Annotated in this window: 14 protein-coding genes; 8 read left to right on the top strand and 6 right to left on the bottom strand. The window is 61.0% G+C overall.

The annotated features are described in order from the left end of the window. Positions 1 to 5 precede the first annotated feature (5 nt). Positions 6 to 701 carry a ChrR family anti-sigma-E factor gene (locus tag AACT07_RS10790; RefSeq protein WP_069527670.1) on the top strand — a complete coding sequence of 232 codons (696 nt, stop codon included), beginning with the start codon at positions 6 to 8 and terminating at the stop codon, positions 699 to 701. A 66-nt stretch (positions 702 to 767) separates the two neighbouring features. Here AACT07_RS10790 and bacA read toward each other — a convergent pair whose 3' ends face one another. The 5 genes from bacA to galE all read right to left on the bottom strand — a co-directional run bounded on the left by bacA (position 768) and on the right by galE (position 5,962). Then, positions 768 to 1,583 carry an undecaprenyl-diphosphate phosphatase gene (gene bacA, locus AACT07_RS10785; RefSeq protein WP_069527669.1) on the bottom strand — a complete coding sequence of 272 codons (816 nt, stop codon included), beginning with the start codon at positions 1,581 to 1,583 and terminating at the stop codon, positions 768 to 770. A gap of 115 nt (positions 1,584 to 1,698) precedes the next feature. Next, complete coding sequence (gene galM / locus AACT07_RS10780) at positions 1,699 to 2,688, bottom strand: galactose-1-epimerase (RefSeq protein ID WP_069527667.1); 990 nt, start codon at positions 2,686 to 2,688, stop codon at positions 1,699 to 1,701. Next, the gene (galK, locus tag AACT07_RS10775) at positions 2,685 to 3,833 is read right to left on the bottom strand and encodes a galactokinase (RefSeq protein ID WP_069527665.1); all 1,149 of its coding nucleotides are present in this window, start codon (positions 3,831 to 3,833) and stop codon (positions 2,685 to 2,687) included. Before galK ends, galM begins: the two co-directional genes overlap by 4 nt. After that, on the bottom strand, positions 3,830 to 4,888 hold the full coding sequence (locus AACT07_RS10770) for a UDP-glucose--hexose-1-phosphate uridylyltransferase (RefSeq protein ID WP_069527663.1): 1,059 nt from the start codon (positions 4,886 to 4,888) through the stop codon (positions 3,830 to 3,832). The genes galK and AACT07_RS10770 overlap by 4 nt, the downstream gene beginning before the upstream one ends. 60 nt (positions 4,889 to 4,948) lie before the next feature. After that, positions 4,949 to 5,962, bottom strand: coding sequence for a UDP-glucose 4-epimerase GalE (gene galE, locus AACT07_RS10765; RefSeq protein ID WP_069527661.1), 1,014 nt, complete (start codon positions 5,960 to 5,962; stop codon positions 4,949 to 4,951). A gap of 201 nt (positions 5,963 to 6,163) precedes the next feature. On the opposite strand from galE, the gene AACT07_RS10760 reads away from it, so the two are divergent. The 6 genes from AACT07_RS10760 to AACT07_RS10735 all read left to right on the top strand — a co-directional run bounded on the left by AACT07_RS10760 (position 6,164) and on the right by AACT07_RS10735 (position 16,069). Next, positions 6,164 to 7,171 (top strand): substrate-binding domain-containing protein, encoded by a 1,008-nt coding sequence (locus AACT07_RS10760; RefSeq protein WP_005356970.1) that lies wholly within the window; start codon positions 6,164 to 6,166, stop codon positions 7,169 to 7,171. Positions 7,172 to 7,360: 189 nt separating this feature from the next. Beyond that, complete coding sequence (locus AACT07_RS10755) at positions 7,361 to 10,420, top strand: beta-galactosidase (protein ID WP_069527659.1); 3,060 nt, start codon at positions 7,361 to 7,363, stop codon at positions 10,418 to 10,420. Positions 10,421 to 10,696: 276 nt separating this feature from the next. Then, positions 10,697 to 11,683 carry a galactose/glucose ABC transporter substrate-binding protein MglB gene (gene mglB / locus AACT07_RS10750; RefSeq protein ID WP_005340747.1) on the top strand — a complete coding sequence of 329 codons (987 nt, stop codon included), beginning with the start codon at positions 10,697 to 10,699 and terminating at the stop codon, positions 11,681 to 11,683. Positions 11,684 to 11,736: 53 nt separating this feature from the next. Beyond that, positions 11,737 to 13,257 (top strand): galactose/methyl galactoside ABC transporter ATP-binding protein MglA, encoded by a 1,521-nt coding sequence (gene mglA / locus AACT07_RS10745; RefSeq protein ID WP_069527674.1) that lies wholly within the window; start codon positions 11,737 to 11,739, stop codon positions 13,255 to 13,257. A 16-nt stretch (positions 13,258 to 13,273) separates the two neighbouring features. Further along, complete coding sequence (mglC, locus tag AACT07_RS10740; RefSeq protein ID WP_005342585.1) at positions 13,274 to 14,284, top strand: galactose/methyl galactoside ABC transporter permease MglC; 1,011 nt, start codon at positions 13,274 to 13,276, stop codon at positions 14,282 to 14,284. A 51-nt stretch (positions 14,285 to 14,335) separates the two neighbouring features. Next, positions 14,336 to 16,069, top strand: coding sequence for a methyl-accepting chemotaxis protein (locus AACT07_RS10735; protein WP_069527658.1), 1,734 nt, complete (start codon positions 14,336 to 14,338; stop codon positions 16,067 to 16,069). A gap of 67 nt (positions 16,070 to 16,136) precedes the next feature. Here the strand turns inward: AACT07_RS10735 and trmA are convergent, their stop codons facing one another. Continuing rightward, on the bottom strand, positions 16,137 to 17,270 hold the full coding sequence (trmA, locus tag AACT07_RS10730) for a tRNA (uridine(54)-C5)-methyltransferase TrmA (RefSeq protein WP_005356965.1): 1,134 nt from the start codon (positions 17,268 to 17,270) through the stop codon (positions 16,137 to 16,139). Positions 17,271 to 17,440: 170 nt separating this feature from the next. Here trmA and AACT07_RS10725 point away from each other — a divergent pair, with 170 nt between their 5' ends. Continuing rightward, positions 17,441 to 18,583 carry a DUF5610 domain-containing protein gene (locus AACT07_RS10725; protein ID WP_069527656.1) on the top strand — a complete coding sequence of 381 codons (1,143 nt, stop codon included), beginning with the start codon at positions 17,441 to 17,443 and terminating at the stop codon, positions 18,581 to 18,583. Positions 18,584 to 18,623 lie beyond the last annotated feature (40 nt).

The raw sequence follows: 18,623 nt of genomic DNA, 5'->3' as shown, positions 1-18,623 counted from the left end.
AGGCCATGATTAAAGCCCATCCGACCGACCCTATGCTGCGTGCCTTCGCCGCTGACGAGCTCCCTCTGCCGCTGGCGGTGGGGCTCTCCGCCCACTGTGAACTCTGCCCCGATTGTGCTGCCCGCCTGAAGACATTCGAAGAGGAGCTGGCGCAGCAATATCTTGCCTCGCCAGCAGAGCCCGAGCTGGACTCCCGCGATGAAGTAGCGCTGGACGCCGGATTCGACGCCATGCTGGCGGATATTCTGGCCCAGCCGCTGGCAGAACCCCTCTCCGAGCCAACACATGACCAGCCCCGAACGCAGCACGGCGAGCTGGAGGTGGCCGGTCAGGCCTACCGTTTGCCACGGGTGCTGGCCCGCTATCGTTCCCCCAAGTGGCGCCATATCGGGGCTATTCGTCAGCATAGTTTGCCGCTGGACGAGATGGGGGCACGCGCCAGCCTGCTCCATATCGAAGCGGGCGGCCGCATCCCCGAGCACACCCATCAGGGCTATGAGCTGACCTTGCTGCTGGCGGGCAATATTCAGGATGGCGATACCCTTTACAAGGCGGGAGATTTCATCTGGCGCGATGCCAGCCACTCCCACAGCCCGCATACGCCGGACGGTTGCCTCTGCTACACGGTGCAGGATGCGCCGGTGCAGTTCACCAAAGGGTTGTCGCGGCTGCTGAATGGCATCAGCCAGCACCTCTACTGAGCACCATGACGCCATAGAAAAAGGGACCAGATTGGTCCCTTTTTTCATTTGATTGCTGGTTGCCGGTCAGGCGACAAACACCAGATAGACGGCGAATGCCACGATAAAGCGGTAGATGGCGAACGGGATGAAGTCGATGCGGCGGATCAATGTCAGGAAGGTCTTGATCGCAAACATCGCTACCACGAAGGCGGTGATAAAGCCCACGGCAAACATCGGGAAGTCGGCCATCGAGAGGAAATCGCGGCTCTTGTAGAGATCAAGCCCGCTGGCCGCCACCATCATGGGCACTGCCATGATGAAGGAGAACTCGGCGGCAGCGTGACGGCTGATCCCCATCAGCATGCCACCACTGATGGTGGCGCCGGAGCGGGAGAAGCCGGGCCACAGGGCCAGACATTGGAACAGACCGATGCCGAACGCCTGCTTGTAGCTGATGTCATCCAGGGTTTCGGCTGTGACGGCCGGGCGGAACTTCTCGGCGATGATCAGCAGGATGCCCCCCGCGACCAGCGCGTACATGACGGTCTGCGGACCAAACAGGTTGGCCTTGATCCAGCTGTGGATGGCCAGACCGACCACGATGGCGGGCAGCATGCCGAGGATGACGTGGATCAGCGACAGGGTGGCGTGATCCCGGGACGGCTTCTGGCCGAAGTGAATGCCAATCAGGCCAAACAGGCGGCGCCAGAAGACGGCGACCACGGCGAGGATGGAGCCAAGCTGGATCACCACTTCGAAAGTGGCAGCCTTGGGCCCTTCAAAGCCCAGCAGATGGCCGACGATAATCATGTGGCCGGTGGAGGAGACGGGGAGGAACTCGGTCAGCCCCTCGACGACGCCCAGAATAAAGGCGACCAGCAGGCTATAAGTGTCAGTCATCGAACAAACGATCCTTAACTTCGTTGATGTAAAAACGCCCCGGGAGGGTCTCGGGGCGGCTTATCTTGCTCGATAGTGACTGCTGAGGCTATGTAAAAATCATGAAACCTTTAAGTCAGTCGCGGATAAAGCGGTAGCGGGTTTGGTGGTGATAACGCCCGCCCGGCAGCAGCCAGGGGTCGCCCAGCTCGGGGCGATTGGGGCTGTCCGGTAGCTGTTGCGCCTCAAGACAGAAGCCGTCGTGATCCCGGTGCGACAGGCCGCTGCGGTTCGGGGTATTGGCCAGCCAGTTTCCGGTGTAGAACTGTAGCGAGGGCTGGTTGGTGTAGACCTCCATCGCCAGCTGCCTGTCCCCTGATACCACGCGAGCAGCCCACTCTTGCGTTGGGCCGTTGAGCACAAAGGCGTGATCGTACCCCTTGGCCTGTTGCTGCTGGGGATGGTTCAGCCAATTCTGGCCAATCAGGCGCTCTTGGCGCAGATCGAATGGCCCATCCACCGGAGTGATGGTGATCGGCAAACCGCTCGGGTCGGTCGGCAGGAAGTGGTCGGCATTGATGCTGATGAGGTGGTCACGGATATCTCCGCCATCGGTTTGCCCATCGAGATTGAAGTAAGCGTGGCTGGTGAGGCTGACCGGCGTAGCGGCATCCGTGCTGGCGATGAAATCCACCACCAGATCGCTCTGCTCAAGCCGGTACTCCAGGGTGACCCGCAGATTGCCGGGAAAGCCCTGATCCCCCGCTCGGGAGAGCAACGCCAGCTTGACCCGATCTGCTTCCAGTTCCTTGATCTGCCAACGCTGGCGATGAAAGCCAGCCTGCCCGCCGTGCAGACAGTTGGGTGCCTGATTGGCATTCAGCGGCCAGTGCTGTCCATCACGCACCAGCTCGGCACCGCCGATGCGGTTGGCAAAACGTCCCGCCACCGCGCCCAGCCACACCTGTTGGGCGGGATAGGCGTCGTCGGCACAACCCAGCAGCACTTCGCGCCGTTTGCCCGCCACCGGCAGGGTGAGGGAGGTGAGGGTAGCGCCGAAGTCGAGGCCGCGCAGGCGCAGCCCCTCCTCGTTTTCCAGTTCGAATGGCGTCATGGCGCTGCTCATAGCTTGCCTGCACCGGCGCTGGCAGAGCAGACGTAGCAGTCGGCCTTGAGGCCCGAGATGGCCGGATACTCTGCCTCGACGGCAGCGATCACCTCGGCCACCTTCTCCGGGCGCAGCAGGGCGACCACGCAGCCGCCGAAGCCGCCACCTGTCATCCGCACGCCGCCATCTGTGCCGATCCTGGCCTTGATGATCTCCACCAGACCGTCGATGGCGGGCACTGTGATCTCGAAGTCATCGCGCATGGCGGCGTGCGACTCGGCCATCAGCTTGCCGAGGCGGGTCAGGTCGTGGCTGGCCAGCGCATCGGCGGCCGCCAGGGTGCGGGCGTTTTCCCCTACGATGTGGCGGGCACGGCGGTAGCAGGCCTCATCCAACCCGGCCTTGCCCGCTTCCAGTCCGGCCAGATCGAGATCGCGCAGCGCCTTGACCCCGTAGTGACGGGCGGCCTCTTCACACTGCTGGCGACGAGTGTTGTATTCGCTGTCCACCAGACCGCGGCGTACATTGGAGTTGACGATCAGCACCGCCAGATCGCTGGGCATGGGGATGAGGCGAGTCTCCAGCGAGCGACAGTCGAGCAGCAGGGCGTGGTCTGTTTTGCCGCTGGCGGAGATCATCTGATCCATGATGCCGCAGTTGCAGCCGACGAACTTGTTCTCCGCCTGCTGACCGTTGAGGGCGATCTCGGCCTGGCTGATGTCGAGCCCCAGCACCTCCTTGAAGGCCTGACCGATGGCCACTTCCAGCGAGGCAGAGGAGGAGAGCCCCGCCCCCTGCGGCACGTTGCCGGAGACCACCAGATCGAGGCCGCGCAGGGCATAACCGCGCTCCTGCAGATACTTCACCACGCCGCGGATGTAGTCGCTCCAACGCTGGCTGGGGTGGTGCTCGATGGGCTGGTCGAGTTCGAACTGGTCGCGCTGGTTGTCGTAGTCGGCGGCGATCACCTGCACTTGCCGGTCATCGCGCAGGCCGATGGCAACGCAGGTCTCGTAGTCGATGGCGCAGGGCAGCACGAAGCCGTCGTTGTAGTCGGTATGTTCACCGATGAGGTTGACGCGGCCGGGGGCGCGCACCAGCAGATCGGGCGCTTTGGCAAATTGCTCGGCAAAAACGGTGCTGACGCGTTGGCTGGGGGTCATAAGGCCTCCTCATTGGTGTGGCTGGTCTGGGTGTAGTGAACGGGGCTCAGGGCACGCAGCCGCTCGGCAGCCTGCTCGGGGGTAAGGTCGCGCTGGGTTTCGGCCAGCATCTCGAAGCCAACCATGAATTTGCGCACGGTGGCGGAGCGCAGCAGCGGCGGATAGAAGTGGGCATGCAGTTGCCACGCCTCGGGACAACCCGATTTGGGCGGGGCAAAGTGCCAGCCCATGGAGTAGGGGAAGCTGCACTCGAACAGGTTGTCGTAGCGGCTGGTGAGCTCCTTGAGCGCCACTGCCAGATCCTGTTGCTGGACCTGAGTCAGGTTCAGCATGGAGGGGACGTGCGCCTTGGGCAGCAGCAGGGTTTCGAACGGCCAGGCGGCCCAGAAGGGGACCACGGCAAGCCAGTGCTCGGTCTCCACCACGATGCGAGAGCGATCCGCCAGCTCCCGCTCTACATACTCCAGCAGCATGGGGCGGCCATGTTCGGCCAGCCAGTCGCGCTGGTGCTGCTCTTCGCGGGCGATCTCGTTGGGCAGGAAATCGCTGCCCCAGATCTGGCCGTGGGGGTGCGGGTTGGAGCAGCCCATAACGGCCCCTTTGTTTTCAAATACCTGCACCCACTGCCACTGGGCCGACAACTCGGCGACCTGATCCATCCAGGTGGTGATCACCCCCTCGATGGCGGGTAGCGGCAGCTCGGGCAGGGTCTTGCCGTGATCCGGCGAGAAGCAGATGACCCGGCTGGTGCCGCGGGCGGCTTCCAGTTTCAACAGGGGATCGCTGGCGCTATCGGCGGCCGGGGTATCCTGCATCAGGGCGGCGAAGTCGTTGGTAAAGACAAAAGTGCCCTTGTAGTCGGGGTTGATGTCGCCAGTGACCCGGGTGTTGCCGGCGCAGAGGAAGCAGTCGGGATCGTGGGCCTGTTTGGGGGCCTGACTCACCTTCTCCACCTGTCCCTGCCAGGGGCGTTTGGCCCGATGGGGGGAGACCAGCACATACTGGCCGGTCAGCGGGTTGAAGCGGCGATGGGGATGATCGACGGGGTTGAACATCATCTCTCCTGAATAAGGTATTGAAAAATAGGGTCGTCTATTAACAGGGAGCAGGCAGGCCTACTCCTCGTAACCGTTCGGATTGGCGGATTGCCAGCGCCAGCTGTCGGCGCACATGGCGTCGATGTTGCGGGTCGCCCGCCAGCCCAGCTCCCGCTCAGCCTTGGCCGGATCAGCCCAGCAGGCGGCGATATCGCCGGGACGGCGCGGTTCGATGCGAAACGGCAGCGGCTTGCCGCAGGCATTGGAGAAAGCGGCGACCAGCTGCAACACGCTCTGGCCCTGGCCGGTGCCCAGGTTGTAGGTGTGCACGCCACCCTTGCCGGCGCAGTGTTGCAGTGCCTTGACGTGCCCCTCGGCGAGATCCATCACATGGATGTAGTCGCGCACGCCGGTGCCGTCCGGGGTGGGGTAATCGTTTCCAAAGACAGACAGGCAGTCGCGACGGCCAATAGCGACCTGGGTGATATAGGGCATCAGGTTGTTGGGGATCCCCTGCGGGTCTTCACCCATGGTGCCCGATTCGTGGGCGCCGACCGGATTGAAGTAGCGCAGCAGGGTCATGCTCCAGTGGGGCTCGGCCAGCTGCAGATCTTCGAGGATCTCCTCGATGATCAGCTTGGATCGCCCGTAAGGGTTGGTGGCGCTGCGAGGGAAATCCTCGCGGATCGGCAGGCTGGCGGGATCGCCATAGACGGTGGCAGAGGAGCTGAACACCAGATTGTGCACATTGGCCCGCTTCATCGCTTGCAGCAGGGTGAGGGTGCCGCCGAGGTTGTTCTCGTAGTAATCCAGTGGAATGCGGGTCGATTCACCGACCGCTTTGAGGGCGGCAAAGTGGATCACTGCATCGATCTGCTGCTCGGCGAAGATCCGGTCCAGCAGGGCGGCATCGCGAATATCTCCTTGATAGAAAACGGGTTGTTGGCCGCTGATGGCTGCGACTCGGGCCAGCACGCTGCGTTTGCTGTTGCCGAGGTTGTCGACCACCACGGGATTCATGCTTGCCGCTTGCAAGGCCAGACAGGTGTGGCTGCCGATATATCCGCAGCCGCCGGTGACCAGAACGTTCATCTTGCTCTCCACTGAAAAGTGTCTGGAAGGAGTCTAGCCGAGGGTGTGGCGACCAAACTGTGAGCTTGCTTGCAAAATGGTGTAAACGATTACACTGTTTTTATGGTCATCCTGACGGCAGATATACGTTTCACCCCTGTTTTCAATGGGTTTGCTGGGTATAATGGCGCTCTATTGCACAGTGAAAGAAGTGAAAACAGCATGAGCACCATCAAGGATGTCGCCCGTTTGGCCAATGTGTCGGTGGCAACGGTTTCACGGGTGATGAACAACTCCCCCAAGGCCAGCGCTGCGTCTCGCGAAGTGGTGCAGAAGGCCATGGCCGAACTGGGCTACACCCCCAACGCCAACGCGCGGGCACTGGTTAGCCAGACTTGCGACACCATGGGGGTGGTGGTCGGTGATGTAGCCGATCCCTTCTTCGGTGCACTGGTGAAGGGGGTCTCCGGCGTGGCCGTCGAGCAGAACCTTCACCTGCTGATGGGTAACGGTTTTCACAAGGCGCGTCAGGAGCGTGAGGCTATCGAGCTGCTGATCGGCAAGCGTTGCGAGGCGCTGGTGGTGCACAGCAAGGCGCTGAGCGACGAGGAACTGTACGATTACGCCATGCGGGTGCCCGGTATGGTGCTGATCAACCGCGATATTCCGGCCCTCAAGGGACGCTGCATCGCCCTCAACAATCGGCTGGGTGCGGCTACGGCGACTCGCCACCTGATCGAACTGGGTCACCGCCATATCGCCTTTATCAGCTCGGATCACGCCATCGAGGATGCCACCTTGCGCCTGCAGGGTTATCAGGATGGGTTGATGGAGGCTGGGCTGGCAGCCGATCCCGAGCTTATCGAGAGTGGCACGCCGAACGAGGAGGGGGGCGAGCGCGCCATGCTTAACCTGCTGGCCAAGGGGCTCAAGGTGACCGCCGTAGTTGCCTATAACGATGCCATGGCGGCGGGCGCCATCTCAGTGCTGGCGGATAACGGCCTGCGAGTGCCGGAGGAGGTCTCGGTGGTGGGCTTCGATGACATTATCTATGCCAGATATTTGCGCCCCAAGCTCTCCACCATGCGCTATCCCATCGAGCTGATGGCGGCCCAGGCGGCCAAGCTGGCCATTCAGCTGGCGGCGGGGGAGAGTGACGCGACCCAGAGCAGGATCTATACCCCCACCCTGATCAATCGCCACTCGGTGGCACCGGTTCGGGCCGGATAGCCCCCTTTTGCGGCCCTGTTCGGGGCCATTTCTTGCACAGTTATTGTTTTACCTATTTTTAATCATTTTTACTCCGCTTTACTTAACAAAATTAGTGTAATCGTTTACATCTGTGTGAGCGAGATCGCCGTTCCCTGCGTCATACTTCTCTAGACTGAATACGTTTTCCAATCAGCAGGGAGAGAGTGAATGCTCAGGGAGATAGTGGCGCGTCAGGATTGGCAGACTCAGGCTATTACGTCGGTAAACCGGCTGGCAGCCCATACCCCCATGTTCAGCTGGCGCAGCGAAACGGATGCCAGGGGTGATCTGGCCTCTTCCTCCCGTCTCTTGCTCGATGGCGAGTGGCGCTTCTCCTTCTTTGCTGCTCCCGAATTGGTGCCCGAGAGCTGGCTGGCGCAGGATCTGGTGGATGCTTGCCCCATTACAGTGCCGGGTAACTGGCAGCTGGATGCCGCCTATCCGGCTGCGCGGCCGCTCACCGATGGCCCCATCTACACCAATATCAAATACCCCTTTCCCTGCGATCCGCCCCGGGTGCCGGCAGAGAACCCCACCGGTTGCTACTCCCGCGAGTTCGAACTGCCCGCCGACTGGCTGGTAAGCGGACAGAGCCGGATCATCTTCGACGGGGTGAGCAGTGCCTTCCACCTCTTCTGCAACGGCCGCTGGGTAGGTTACTCCCAGGACAGTCGCCTGCCCGCCGAATTCGATCTGACCCCATATCTGCAGAGCGGTCGCAACCGGTTGGCGGTGCTGGTGCTGCGCTGGTCCGACGGCTCCTATCTGGAAGATCAGGATATGTGGTGGCTGTCGGGGATCTTCCGCTCCGTCAGCCTGCTGCACAAACCGTCCCGCCATCTTATGGATATGCGGGTGACACCCGAGCTGGATGCCTGCTATCGGGACGGTCGTCTCAAGATTGCATTGCAGGTGGCTAATGGGGCCGGTTTGTCGGTGGAGGCCAATCTCTATGACGGTGGCGAGCGGGTTGTGACCATGCGCCAGCCGATCGGCACCCAAGCCATTGATGAAAAAGGTGCGTATGACGATCGCGCCGAGCTGTGGATCGATGTGGCTGCGCCGCGCAAGTGGAGCGCCGAGACGCCCCATCTCTATCGTCTGACCCTGACCTTGCTGGACGAGCAGGGCCAGGCCATCGAGAGCGAAGCGTGCGATGTGGGCTTTCGGACAGTGGAGATCCGTGGCGGCCTGCTGCGGGTCAACGGGCAGCCGCTGCTTGTTCGCGGTGCCAACCGTCATGAACACCACCCCGCCAAGGGTTATGCCATCGATCGCGCCACCATGGAGCGGGATCTGCTGCTGATGAAGCGGCACAACTTCAATGCGGTGCGCTGCTCCCACTATCCCAACCACCCCGATTTCTATCGCCTCTGCGATCGGCTCGGTCTCTATGTGGTGGACGAGGCGAATCTGGAGACCCACGGCATGACCCCGATGGGGCGGCTGGCGCGGGATCCCGCCTGGAGCAACGCTTTTCTGGAGCGGGCCACCCGCATGGTGGCACGGGATTTCAACCACCCCTCCATCATCATCTGGTCGCTGGGCAATGAGTCGGGGTACGGCCCGGCCCACGATGCCATGTATGGCTGGATCAAGCGCAGCGACCCGAGCCGTCCGGTGCAGTACGAGGGGGGCGGGGCCGATACCCCGGCGACCGACATCATCTGCCCCATGTATGCCAGAACCCATCAGGATCAGCCCTTCCCGGCGGTGCCCAAGTGGGCGCTGGCCAAGTGGATCGGCCTGCCCGGCGAGCACCGGCCGCTGATCCTCTGCGAATATGCCCACGCCATGGGCAACAGCCTGGGGGGCTACGCCCACTACTGGCAGGCGTTTCGCGATCATCCACGTCTGCAAGGCGGGTTTGTCTGGGATTGGGTCGATCAGGGGCTCGACAAATACACCGCAGATGGTCGCCACTACTGGGGCTATGGCGGCGACTTCGGTGATGTGCAAAACGATCGCCAGTTCTGCTGCAACGGCCTGCTGTTCCCGGATCGCACCCCCCATCCCACCCTGTGCGAGGCAAAACGTGCCCAGCAGCCGTTCCGCTTCAGCCTGCTTGAGCACACCCCGCTGCGGGTGCGGATCGAGAGCGAATACCTGTTTCGGGAAACCGACAACGAGCGGCTTTGCTGGCAGCTGTGTGAGAACGGCCATGTGCAGCAGCAGGGGGAGGTTTCCCTTGAGCTGGCGCCACAAGGGGTGGTCGAGTTGACCCTGAGCGAGGCGTTGCCCCCCTTTGCGGCAGGTTCACTGGCCTGGCTCGATCTGGCCATCGTTCAGCCGCAGGCCACCCCTTGGTCGCAGGCAGATCACAAGGTCGCCCGTCAGCAGTTCACCCTGCCGACTCACCTTGCCCTGCCAGCGCCGGTCGCTGCCGCCACCCTGAGCGAGCAGCCGGATGGCTGGCGGATCACCGCCGCTAACAGCCAGTGGTGGCTCGACAAGCAGAGCGGTCGCATCACCAGTTGGCAAAAATCGGGGCAGGAGCAGTTGCTGGCGCCGATCATGGATCACTTCTACCGCGCGCCGCTCGATAACGACATCGGCACCAGCGAAGCGGATCACGCTGACCCCAACTCCTGGATTGCCCGCTGGCAGGGCTGTGGTCTCGGTCAGTGGCAGCACCGCTGTCTGGGGATCGCGGTCGCCGGAGCGGATATCCGGGTTAGTCATGGCTACTTCCACCACGATGAGCTGCTGCTGGTGAGTCACTGGCATCATCACTTTACCGACGATGGCGCCATGAGCCTCGAGATAGAGACCGAGCTGGCACAGGTGCTGCCGTCGCTGCCGCGGATTGGCCTGCTGCTTCATCTGGCCGAGGTACCGGCGCGAGCCGAATGGTTGGGACGCGGCCCTCACGAGAACTATCCGGATCGTCTGCTGGGCGCTGATCTGGGGCGCTGGAGCCTGCCGCTGGAGGCCATGCACACCCCTTACATTTTCCCGAGTGACAACGGCTTGCGCTGCGATACCCGTCAGCTGCAGCTGGGCAGCACGACGGTGAGCGGCACCTTCCATTTCAGTGCCAGCCGCTTCAGTCAGCAACAGCTGGCCGTTGCTCGTCACCAGAGCGATCTGGTGGCCGAAGAGGGGCTGTGGGTCTGCCTCGATGGCGCCCATATGGGGGTGGGCGGTGATGACTCCTGGAGCCAGAGCGTGCGTCCCGAGTATCAACTGCTCGAGCGTCGTTACCGTTGGGGCTGCACTCTCCGCTAATCCAGCTATTGAAGCGACTGTCTAGCCAGTGCGCCATTTTGACAACAGACCAGTAACGACTAGCCTCAATGCTGTGGGAAAGATTGAGTCTCAAATCTGATTTTTATTTATATGTATTTGAAAAATAAATATAAAGTTTCAATGTAACAGAGTGTAAACGTTTTCATTTTGTCGTCATGATCACAGAAGAAATGACAACAAACTGATTACATTGATTGGCGCTTGCTCAATTGCTCGCCACCCTACAACACAGATAGACACATCGGAGCACACATAATGAAAAAACTGACCACAGTTGCCGCCCTGCTGATGGGCATGATGGCTGGAGCCAATGCCCAGGCTGACACCCGTATCGGGGTAACCGTCTACAAGTACGACGACAACTTCATGGCGGTCGTGCGCAAGGCCATCGAGAAGGAGGCGGCAGCCACTCCGGGGGTGGAACTGCTGATGAACGACTCCCAGAACGACCAGTCCAAGCAGAACGACCAGATCGACGTGCTGCTGGCCAAAGGGGTGAAGGCGCTGGCCATCAACCTGGTTGACCCGGCTGCGGCACCGGTGGTGATTGAGAAAGCCCGTGGCGAAGATATCCCGGTGGTCTTCTACAACAAGGAGCCAAGCGCTACCGATCTGGCCAGCTACGACAAGGCCTACTACGTGGGCACCGACTCCAAGGAGTCAGGGATCATCCAGGGTCAGCTGATTGCCAAACACTGGAAAGCCCATCCGGAGTGGGATCTGAACAAGGATGGCGTGATCCAGTTCGTGCTGCTGAAAGGGGAGCCGGGCCACCCGGATGCGGAAGCGCGCACCTCCTACGTGGTCAAGACCCTGAACGATGGCGGCGTCAAGACCGAGCAACTGCACATGGATACCGGTATGTGGGATACCGCCATGGCGAAAGACAAGATGGATGCCTGGATCTCCGGCCCCAACGCCAACAAGATCGAAGTGGTCATCGCCAACAACGACGGCATGGCAATGGGTGCAGTCGAGTCACTGAAAGCCCAGGGCAAGACTGCCATTCCGGTATTCGGCGTCGATGCGCTGCCGGAAGCGCTGGCCATGGTCAAGAGCGGTGCCATGGCGGGTACCGTGCTGAACGATGCGGCCAACCAGGCCAAAGCCACCTTCGAGCTGACCAAGAACCTGGCTGAAGGCAAACCGGCCGGTGAAGGTACCAAGTGGAATATCGTCGACAAGGTAGTACGTGTTGCCTACGTCGGTGTGGATAAAGACAACCTGTCCCAATTCGAGTAATTCCCTCCTCCAGGGCAAGGGAGATCCCCTTGCCCTTTTTTCAACCAGATGTGATGGCTGATATGACAACACAGCAACAATCAGAATGGCTGTTGGAGATGATTGACGTCAGTAAGAGCTTTCCCGGCGTCAAGGCACTCGATAATGTCAATTTACGGGTCCGTCCTCATTCTGTGCATGCGTTGATGGGCGAGAACGGAGCGGGAAAATCCACACTGCTCAAGTGCCTGTTCGGCATTTACGAGAAGGATCAGGGCAAGATCTTCTTCAAGGGGCAGGAGATCAACTTCACCTCCTCGAAAGAGGCGCTGGAAAATGGCGTCTCCATGGTGCATCAGGAGCTCAACCTGGTGTTGCAGCGTACCGTGATGGACAACATGTGGCTCGGCCGCTACCCCACCAAGGGGTGGTTTATCGACCACGGCAAGATGTATGACGACACCAAGCGCATCTTCGATGAGCTGGATATCGACATCGACCCCAAGGTGAAGGTCGCGACCCTGTCGGTCTCCCAGATGCAGATGATCGAGATCGCCAAGGCGTTCTCCTACGACGCCAAGATCGTCATCATGGACGAACCCACCTCCTCGCTGACCGAGAAAGAGGTGAACCACCTCTTCAAGATCATCAACAAGTTGAAGGAGAAGGGGTGCGGCATCGTCTACATCTCTCACAAGATGGAGGAGATCTTCCAGCTCTGTGACGAGATCACCATATTGCGGGATGGCCAGTGGGTGGCAACCCAGCCGCTCAAGGGCATGACCATGGATCAGATCATCGGCATGATGGTCGGCCGTGAACTGACCCAGCGTTTCCCGGAAAAGACCAACCAGCCGAAAGAGGTGATCCTCGAGATCGAACACCTGACGGCGAAGAACCAGCCCTCCATTCAGGACATCACCTTCAACCTGCACAAGGGGGAGATCCTCGGCATCGCCGGACTGGTGGGGGCCAAGCGCACCGACATCGTCGAGACCCTGTTCGGTATTCGCGATCGCAGTCAGGGCAGCATCAAGCTGCACGGCAAAGAGGTGGCCAACCACAACGCCCACGAAGCGATCCGCAACGGCTTTGCGCTGGTGACGGAAGAGCGCCGCTCCACCGGTATCTACTCCCGGCTCGATATCGCCTTCAACTCCCTGATCGCCAACATGGACAGCTACAAGGGCTCCATGGGGCTGCTCAGCGACAACAAGATGAAGAGCGATACCCAGTGGGTGATCGACTCCATGCGGGTCAAGACGCCGACCCAGCAGACCCAGATCGGTTCCCTCTCCGGGGGCAACCAGCAGAAGGTGATCATCGGTCGCTGGCTGCTGACCCAGCCGGAGATCCTGATGCTCGACGAGCCCACCCGCGGCATCGACGTCGGGGCCAAGTTCGAGATCTACCAGCTCATCCTGGAGCTGGCGAAGAAGGACAAGGGGATCATCATCATCTCGTCAGAGATGCCGGAATTGCTGGGGATCACCGACCGCATCATGGTGATGAGCAATGGCCGGGTCGCCGGGATCGTCAATACCAAAGAAACTGACCAGAGCGAGATACTGCGCCTGGCATCTCTGTACCTCTAGAGACAGGAAGACATTTATGGAGTCGGCTAAAAATTTCAATCTGATGCAGGCGCTCAAGGAAAACGCCATCTATTTGGTGCTGCTGGTGCTGCTCATGGTCATCGTGATCCAGGAGCCCTCCTTCCTGAGCCTCACCAACTTCAGCAACATCCTGACCCAGTCCTCGGTGCGGGTCATCATAGCGCTGGGGGTGGCGGGCATCATCATCACTCAGGGGACGGATCTCTCGGCCGGTCGTCAGGTTGGTCTGGCGGCACTCATAGCAGCAACCATGTTGCAGGCGCTGACCAACGTCAACAAGGTGTTCCCGACGCTGGGGGAGGTGCCCATTCCTGCGGTGATCCTGCTGGTGTGTGTGGTGGGGGCGCTGATCGGGCTGGTTAACGGCCTCATCGTGGCCTACCTGAACGTCACCCCGTTCATTACCACTCTGGGCACCATGATCATCGTTTACGGTATCAACTCCCTCTACTTTGACTCGGTCGGGGCCTCGCCGGTGGCCGGGTTTGACCCTCGCTTCTCCAGCTTCGCCCAAGGGTTTATCCGGATAGGAGGATTCAAGCTCTCCTATCTCACCTTCTATGCGGCCATCGCCAGCGTGTTCGTCTGGGTGCTGTGGAACAAGACCCGCTTTGGCAAGAATATCTTTGCCATCGGCGGCAACCCGGAAGCGGCCAAGGTCTCCGGCGTCAATGTGGCGGTCAATCTGGTAATGATCTACGCGTTGGCAGGGGTCTTCTACGCCTTCGGCGGCATGCTGGAAGCGGGCCGGATCGGTAGCGCCACCAACAACCTCGGCTTCATGTACGAGCTGGATGCCATCGCGGCGTGCGTGGTGGGCGGCGTGTCGTTTGCCGGCGGGGTGGGAACGGTCGCGGGTGTGATCACCGGCGTACTTATCTTCACCCTGATCAACTATGGCTTGACCTATATCGGCGTCAGCCCTTACTGGCAGTTCATCATCAAGGGCGGCATCATCATTCTGGCGGTGGCCCTGGACTCCATGAAGTACGCCAAGAAGAAATAACGATTGGCAGAGAGGGTTGGCGTTGTCAGCCCTCTCTTCTGGAGGGAACCCATGCCATTCAAGGTCAAGATTTACCTCTTGCTGCTACTGGCCATTCTGGTCACCATCGGCACCGCCGGGCTCAGCGTGAATCACTTCATCAGTGGCTACATTCGCACTCAGGCCACCCACAACATCACCGAGCAGATCACCCTGGTCAAAGAGAAGCTGGCCAGCGACATCAATCAGAAAATCCTGTTGGCCGCCAACCTCAACTTCGGGGTGACCAACGTCAAGAAAACTCTGCAAGAGACCGGCTTTCACAACATCGTCAAGGTGATCGGCGATATGGCCTTCGACGTGAGCGGGGTCATCAACGACAGCGCCAAAGTCGATGCCCTGCGCAAGCTGATCCCCGCCGCCAACAACCAGATCACCGTCAGCCCGCTGCAACAGGTGGATGGCAAGCCGGTCATCTCCATTCTGGTGCCGCGCGGTGCCGATTCCGCCTATCTCTACTACCTCGACATGAGCGAGTTCAAAAGCCTGCTGGAGAAGATGAGTGGCGATGGCCGCTACTTTACGCTGGCCGACAGTCAGGGCAACAACCTCTATGACAGCAAGCCGCAGGGGGAGAGCGAAGCGCGTCCCAACCAGCTGGATATTCGTGGCAGCAGCTGGACGCTGACCGGCTACATCGACCTTGACTACATCCGGGCCATGACTAGGGGCCTCAACGGCCAGATCATCATGGCGCTGTGCGGCGTGGCGATCGTGGTGATGGTGCTGGCCATACTGGCGCTCAACGTGGCCTATCGCCCCATTCTCTCGTTGCGGGATCTGGTGCTGGAGCTCTCTCGCGGCAGCGGCGATCTCACCCGCCGGCTGGCGGTGACCAGCAAGGATGACCTCGGTCAGATCTCGGCCGGGATCAACCGTTTTATCGAACGGTTGCAGGAGATGATGGGGGAGGTGCGACAGGCGAGCGGCCAGCTCAACAGCGGCATCGAGGAGCTGGCCAGCCAGACCGGCGCCGCCCAGTCCCTGCTGGCGGACCATGTACGCGAGACCGAGCAGGTGGTGACCGCCATCAACGAGATGAGCAGCACCGCGGTCTCCGTCTCCGAGAGTGCGGCCAGCACCGCCCGACTCACCGGCCAGAGTCAGCAGCTGGCGAGCCAGTCCCGTCAGGTGGTGGATCAGGCGATGGCCAGCGTGATGGCGCTGGTGGATGAAGTGGAAGCCACTGCCCGCTCCATCGAGGCGATGCAGCAGGATGTGCAGCAGATTGGCTCTGTGCTCGGGGTGATCGGCAGCATTGCCGAACAGACCAACCTGCTGGCCCTCAACGCCGCCATCGAGGCGGCCCGCGCCGGGGAACAGGGGCGCGGTTTTGCGGTGGTGGCAGACGAAGTGCGCTCCCTCGCGGCCCGCACCCAGCAGAGCACAGCCGAGATCCAGACCATGCTGGCCAGTCTGCAGCGGGGCACTCAAACGGTGGTGGATGCCATGGGCAACACCAAGCAGAGCTGTCAGGGGGCGGCCGAGAACACCACCAGGGTCAACGAGTCGCTGGATCTAATGGCGGGAGAAGTGGTGGAGATCAACGATCTCATCAGCCATATCGCCACGGCGGCGGAACAGCAGAGCGCGGTGGCCGAAGAGATCAATCGCAACATGAGCGCCATCGCCGAAGTGATCCGCCAGCTGACCCACAATGGCGAAGCGACGGTCGCCAGCTCTGCGGCGATGCAGCAGACCTACGACCGGCTGCGGGAGATCGTGGGTCACTTCCGGCTGGAGTGAGGCCGATGTTCAGTCAATAACAAAACAGGGCCATCCGGCCCTGTTGTTGTTTTCCTGTCTGCCTGAATCAACCGGCCTTGCGGCGCAGATAGACCCCGGCTTCCATGTGATGGGTCCAGGGGAACTGGTCGAACAGGGCGAAACGGGCGATCTCGTGGGTTTCGCCCAGCACGGCCATGTTGGCCTGCAGGGTCTCGGGGTTGCAGGAGATGTAGAGGATGTTGTCGTACTCCTGCACCAGCTTGACGGTGGCATCGTCGAGACCGGCGCGGGGCGGGTCGACGAAGATGGTGTTGCACTGGTAGCTCTTGAGATCGACCCCCTTGAGGCGGTTGAACTCCCGCTCGCCACGCATCGCCATGGTGAACTCCTCGGCCGACATGCGCAGGATGATCAGGTTGTCGACGCCGTTGGCGGCGATGTTGAACTGGGCGGAGTCGACGCTCGGCTTGGCGATTTCGGTGGCCAGCACCTTGCGGAAGTTCTGCGCCAGCGCGATGGAGAAGTTGCCGTTGCCGCAATAGAGCTCCAGCAGGTCCCCTTCGCTCCCCTTGGTCACATCCAGCGCCCAGGCCAGCATCTGCTCGTTGATGGCGGCGTTGGGCTGGGTAAAGCTGTTCTCCACCTGCTTGTAGATGAGCTGGCGACCCGCCACGTTGAGCTGTTCGATGACGAAGTCATCCCCCAGACAGATCTTCTGCTTGTGGGCGCGGCCAATCAGCTGTAGCTCGAACCCCTTGGCGCGCAGGTCGGCCTGCAGCGCTTCGGCGGCTTGTTGCCACTCTGCTTCCAGCTTGCGGTGATAGAGCAGGCTGACAATGATCTGGCCGGACTGGGTGGAGAGGTAGTCAATCTGGAACAGCTTGCGGCGCAGCACCGGGTGTGGGCGCAGCCCCTCCAGCAGCAGCGGCATCAACTGGTTGATGAGGCGGCTGGCGGTGGGGAAGTGGTCTATCTTGATGATCTCTTTGGTCGCCGGGGCATACATGCAGTGGAAGAGGTCATCCCCTTCGTGCCAGATGCGAAATTCGGCGCGCATCCGGTAGTACTCCGCCGGCGAGCTGTGCACTTCCAGCGCCGGGAGGGTGAAGCCGGCAAACAGCTCGGTGAGGCGAGCGCGCTTTTCGTCGAGTTGGGCCTGATAGTCGGCCGCGGTTCTAGGCGCCGGAGCGTTCGCGGAAGGCTGTTGGGACTGGGTCATAAATACCTCACATGCACACCGGCCGGGCCGGGTCGAAATCGGGGGAAGGCAACAGGCCACCCAAAGGGGCCCGATTTTAAAAGCCAGCCGCAGATTGTCCAGCATTTTGTGGTCAAGAAGTGTTCAGTCAGGCCGATAGCTGATCTACAGGCATGGTGGGAGGACACATTATGCAGATCGAAGGCGTGGGCGCAGCCCAACCCAAGGGAGTGGGTGTTTCTCCCAAATCGCCCCAACAGGCGGAGCAGAAACAGGTCAAGAGCGAGGAGGAGGTCTCCTTGCACAAGCCGCCCAAGTGGGCGCAGGTGCTGATCCAGCAGGCGTTGCAGTTCTCGCTGGAGATCAACGGCCAGGGCTATCAGGCTCCGAAGGTGAAAGAGCCCGAGGAGATCACCCCGGAGACCCTGTTCGACTTCCAGTCGGTGGCGGACAACGTGCTGCAGTTCGTGACCGGGCGGCTTGGTGCCGCACGGGCCGATGGCAAATCTGACGACGACCTGACCGGGATGATGGAGCAGGCCCGCAAGGGGGTCGACAAGGGCTTTGAGGAGGCGAAGAAGCAGCTCGGCAAGTGGGCGACTGACAACGACGATATCAAAACCGGTATCGATCAGAGCTACAAGCTGATCCAGAAAGGGCTCGAGGAGTTCGAGAAGGAGTTCTTCGGCAAGGTCTCTCCGACCGACATGGGACAGGCCGAGATGGCCAGTCGCCAGCAGGGGTATCTGGAGATCCAGACCAAGGATGGTGACAAGGTGGTGCTGCGCTTTAACGACAGCTGGCAGACCAAGTCCCAGAGCAGCGAGAGCGGCAGCCAGTTCAGCCTCAAGTCGAGCCAGAGCTTCAGCTTCTCGCTGGAGGGAGATCTCAGCAGCGACGAGATGGAGTCCATCGGCAAGCTGGTCAAAGGGATCGACGAGCTGGCGGGGAGCTTCTTCTCCGGCAACTTCGAGGATCTGCTGGACAAGGCGGGCGAGCTGAAACTGGATGACAGCCAGTTGGCCTCCTACTCCCTCAAGCTCAAGCAGAGCGTCAAGCTGAGCCAGACCTATCAGGGGGCGCACTCCCTGCAGGATCTTATCAAGCCGTTTGCCGACTATCTGCCGAAGTTGGATCAGGTGCAGAAACAGGCGGATAGCCTACTGCCCCCAGCCCAACAACAGGCGTTGACCCCGGCCGTGCTGGCCGCGAGAGGGGAAGGGGAACCGGCACAGGTCGATCGCTTCACCAGCTTCAACCAGCGGATGCTGGAGGCGCTGCGGATGATCAACCAGTTCCAGCCGTCCACCGAGCCTGCCGGCAAGGGCGTCTGAGCCGCCAGCACGCAACCCAAGCCATAACCTGCCGTTTGCC

The organism is Aeromonas sp. ANP5, assembly GCF_963870295.1.
Lineage (GTDB): Bacteria > Pseudomonadota > Gammaproteobacteria > Enterobacterales > Aeromonadaceae > Aeromonas > Aeromonas veronii.
The sequence above is the reverse complement of the archived record's forward strand: the minus strand, read 5'-3'. Positions and strand labels throughout refer to the sequence as shown.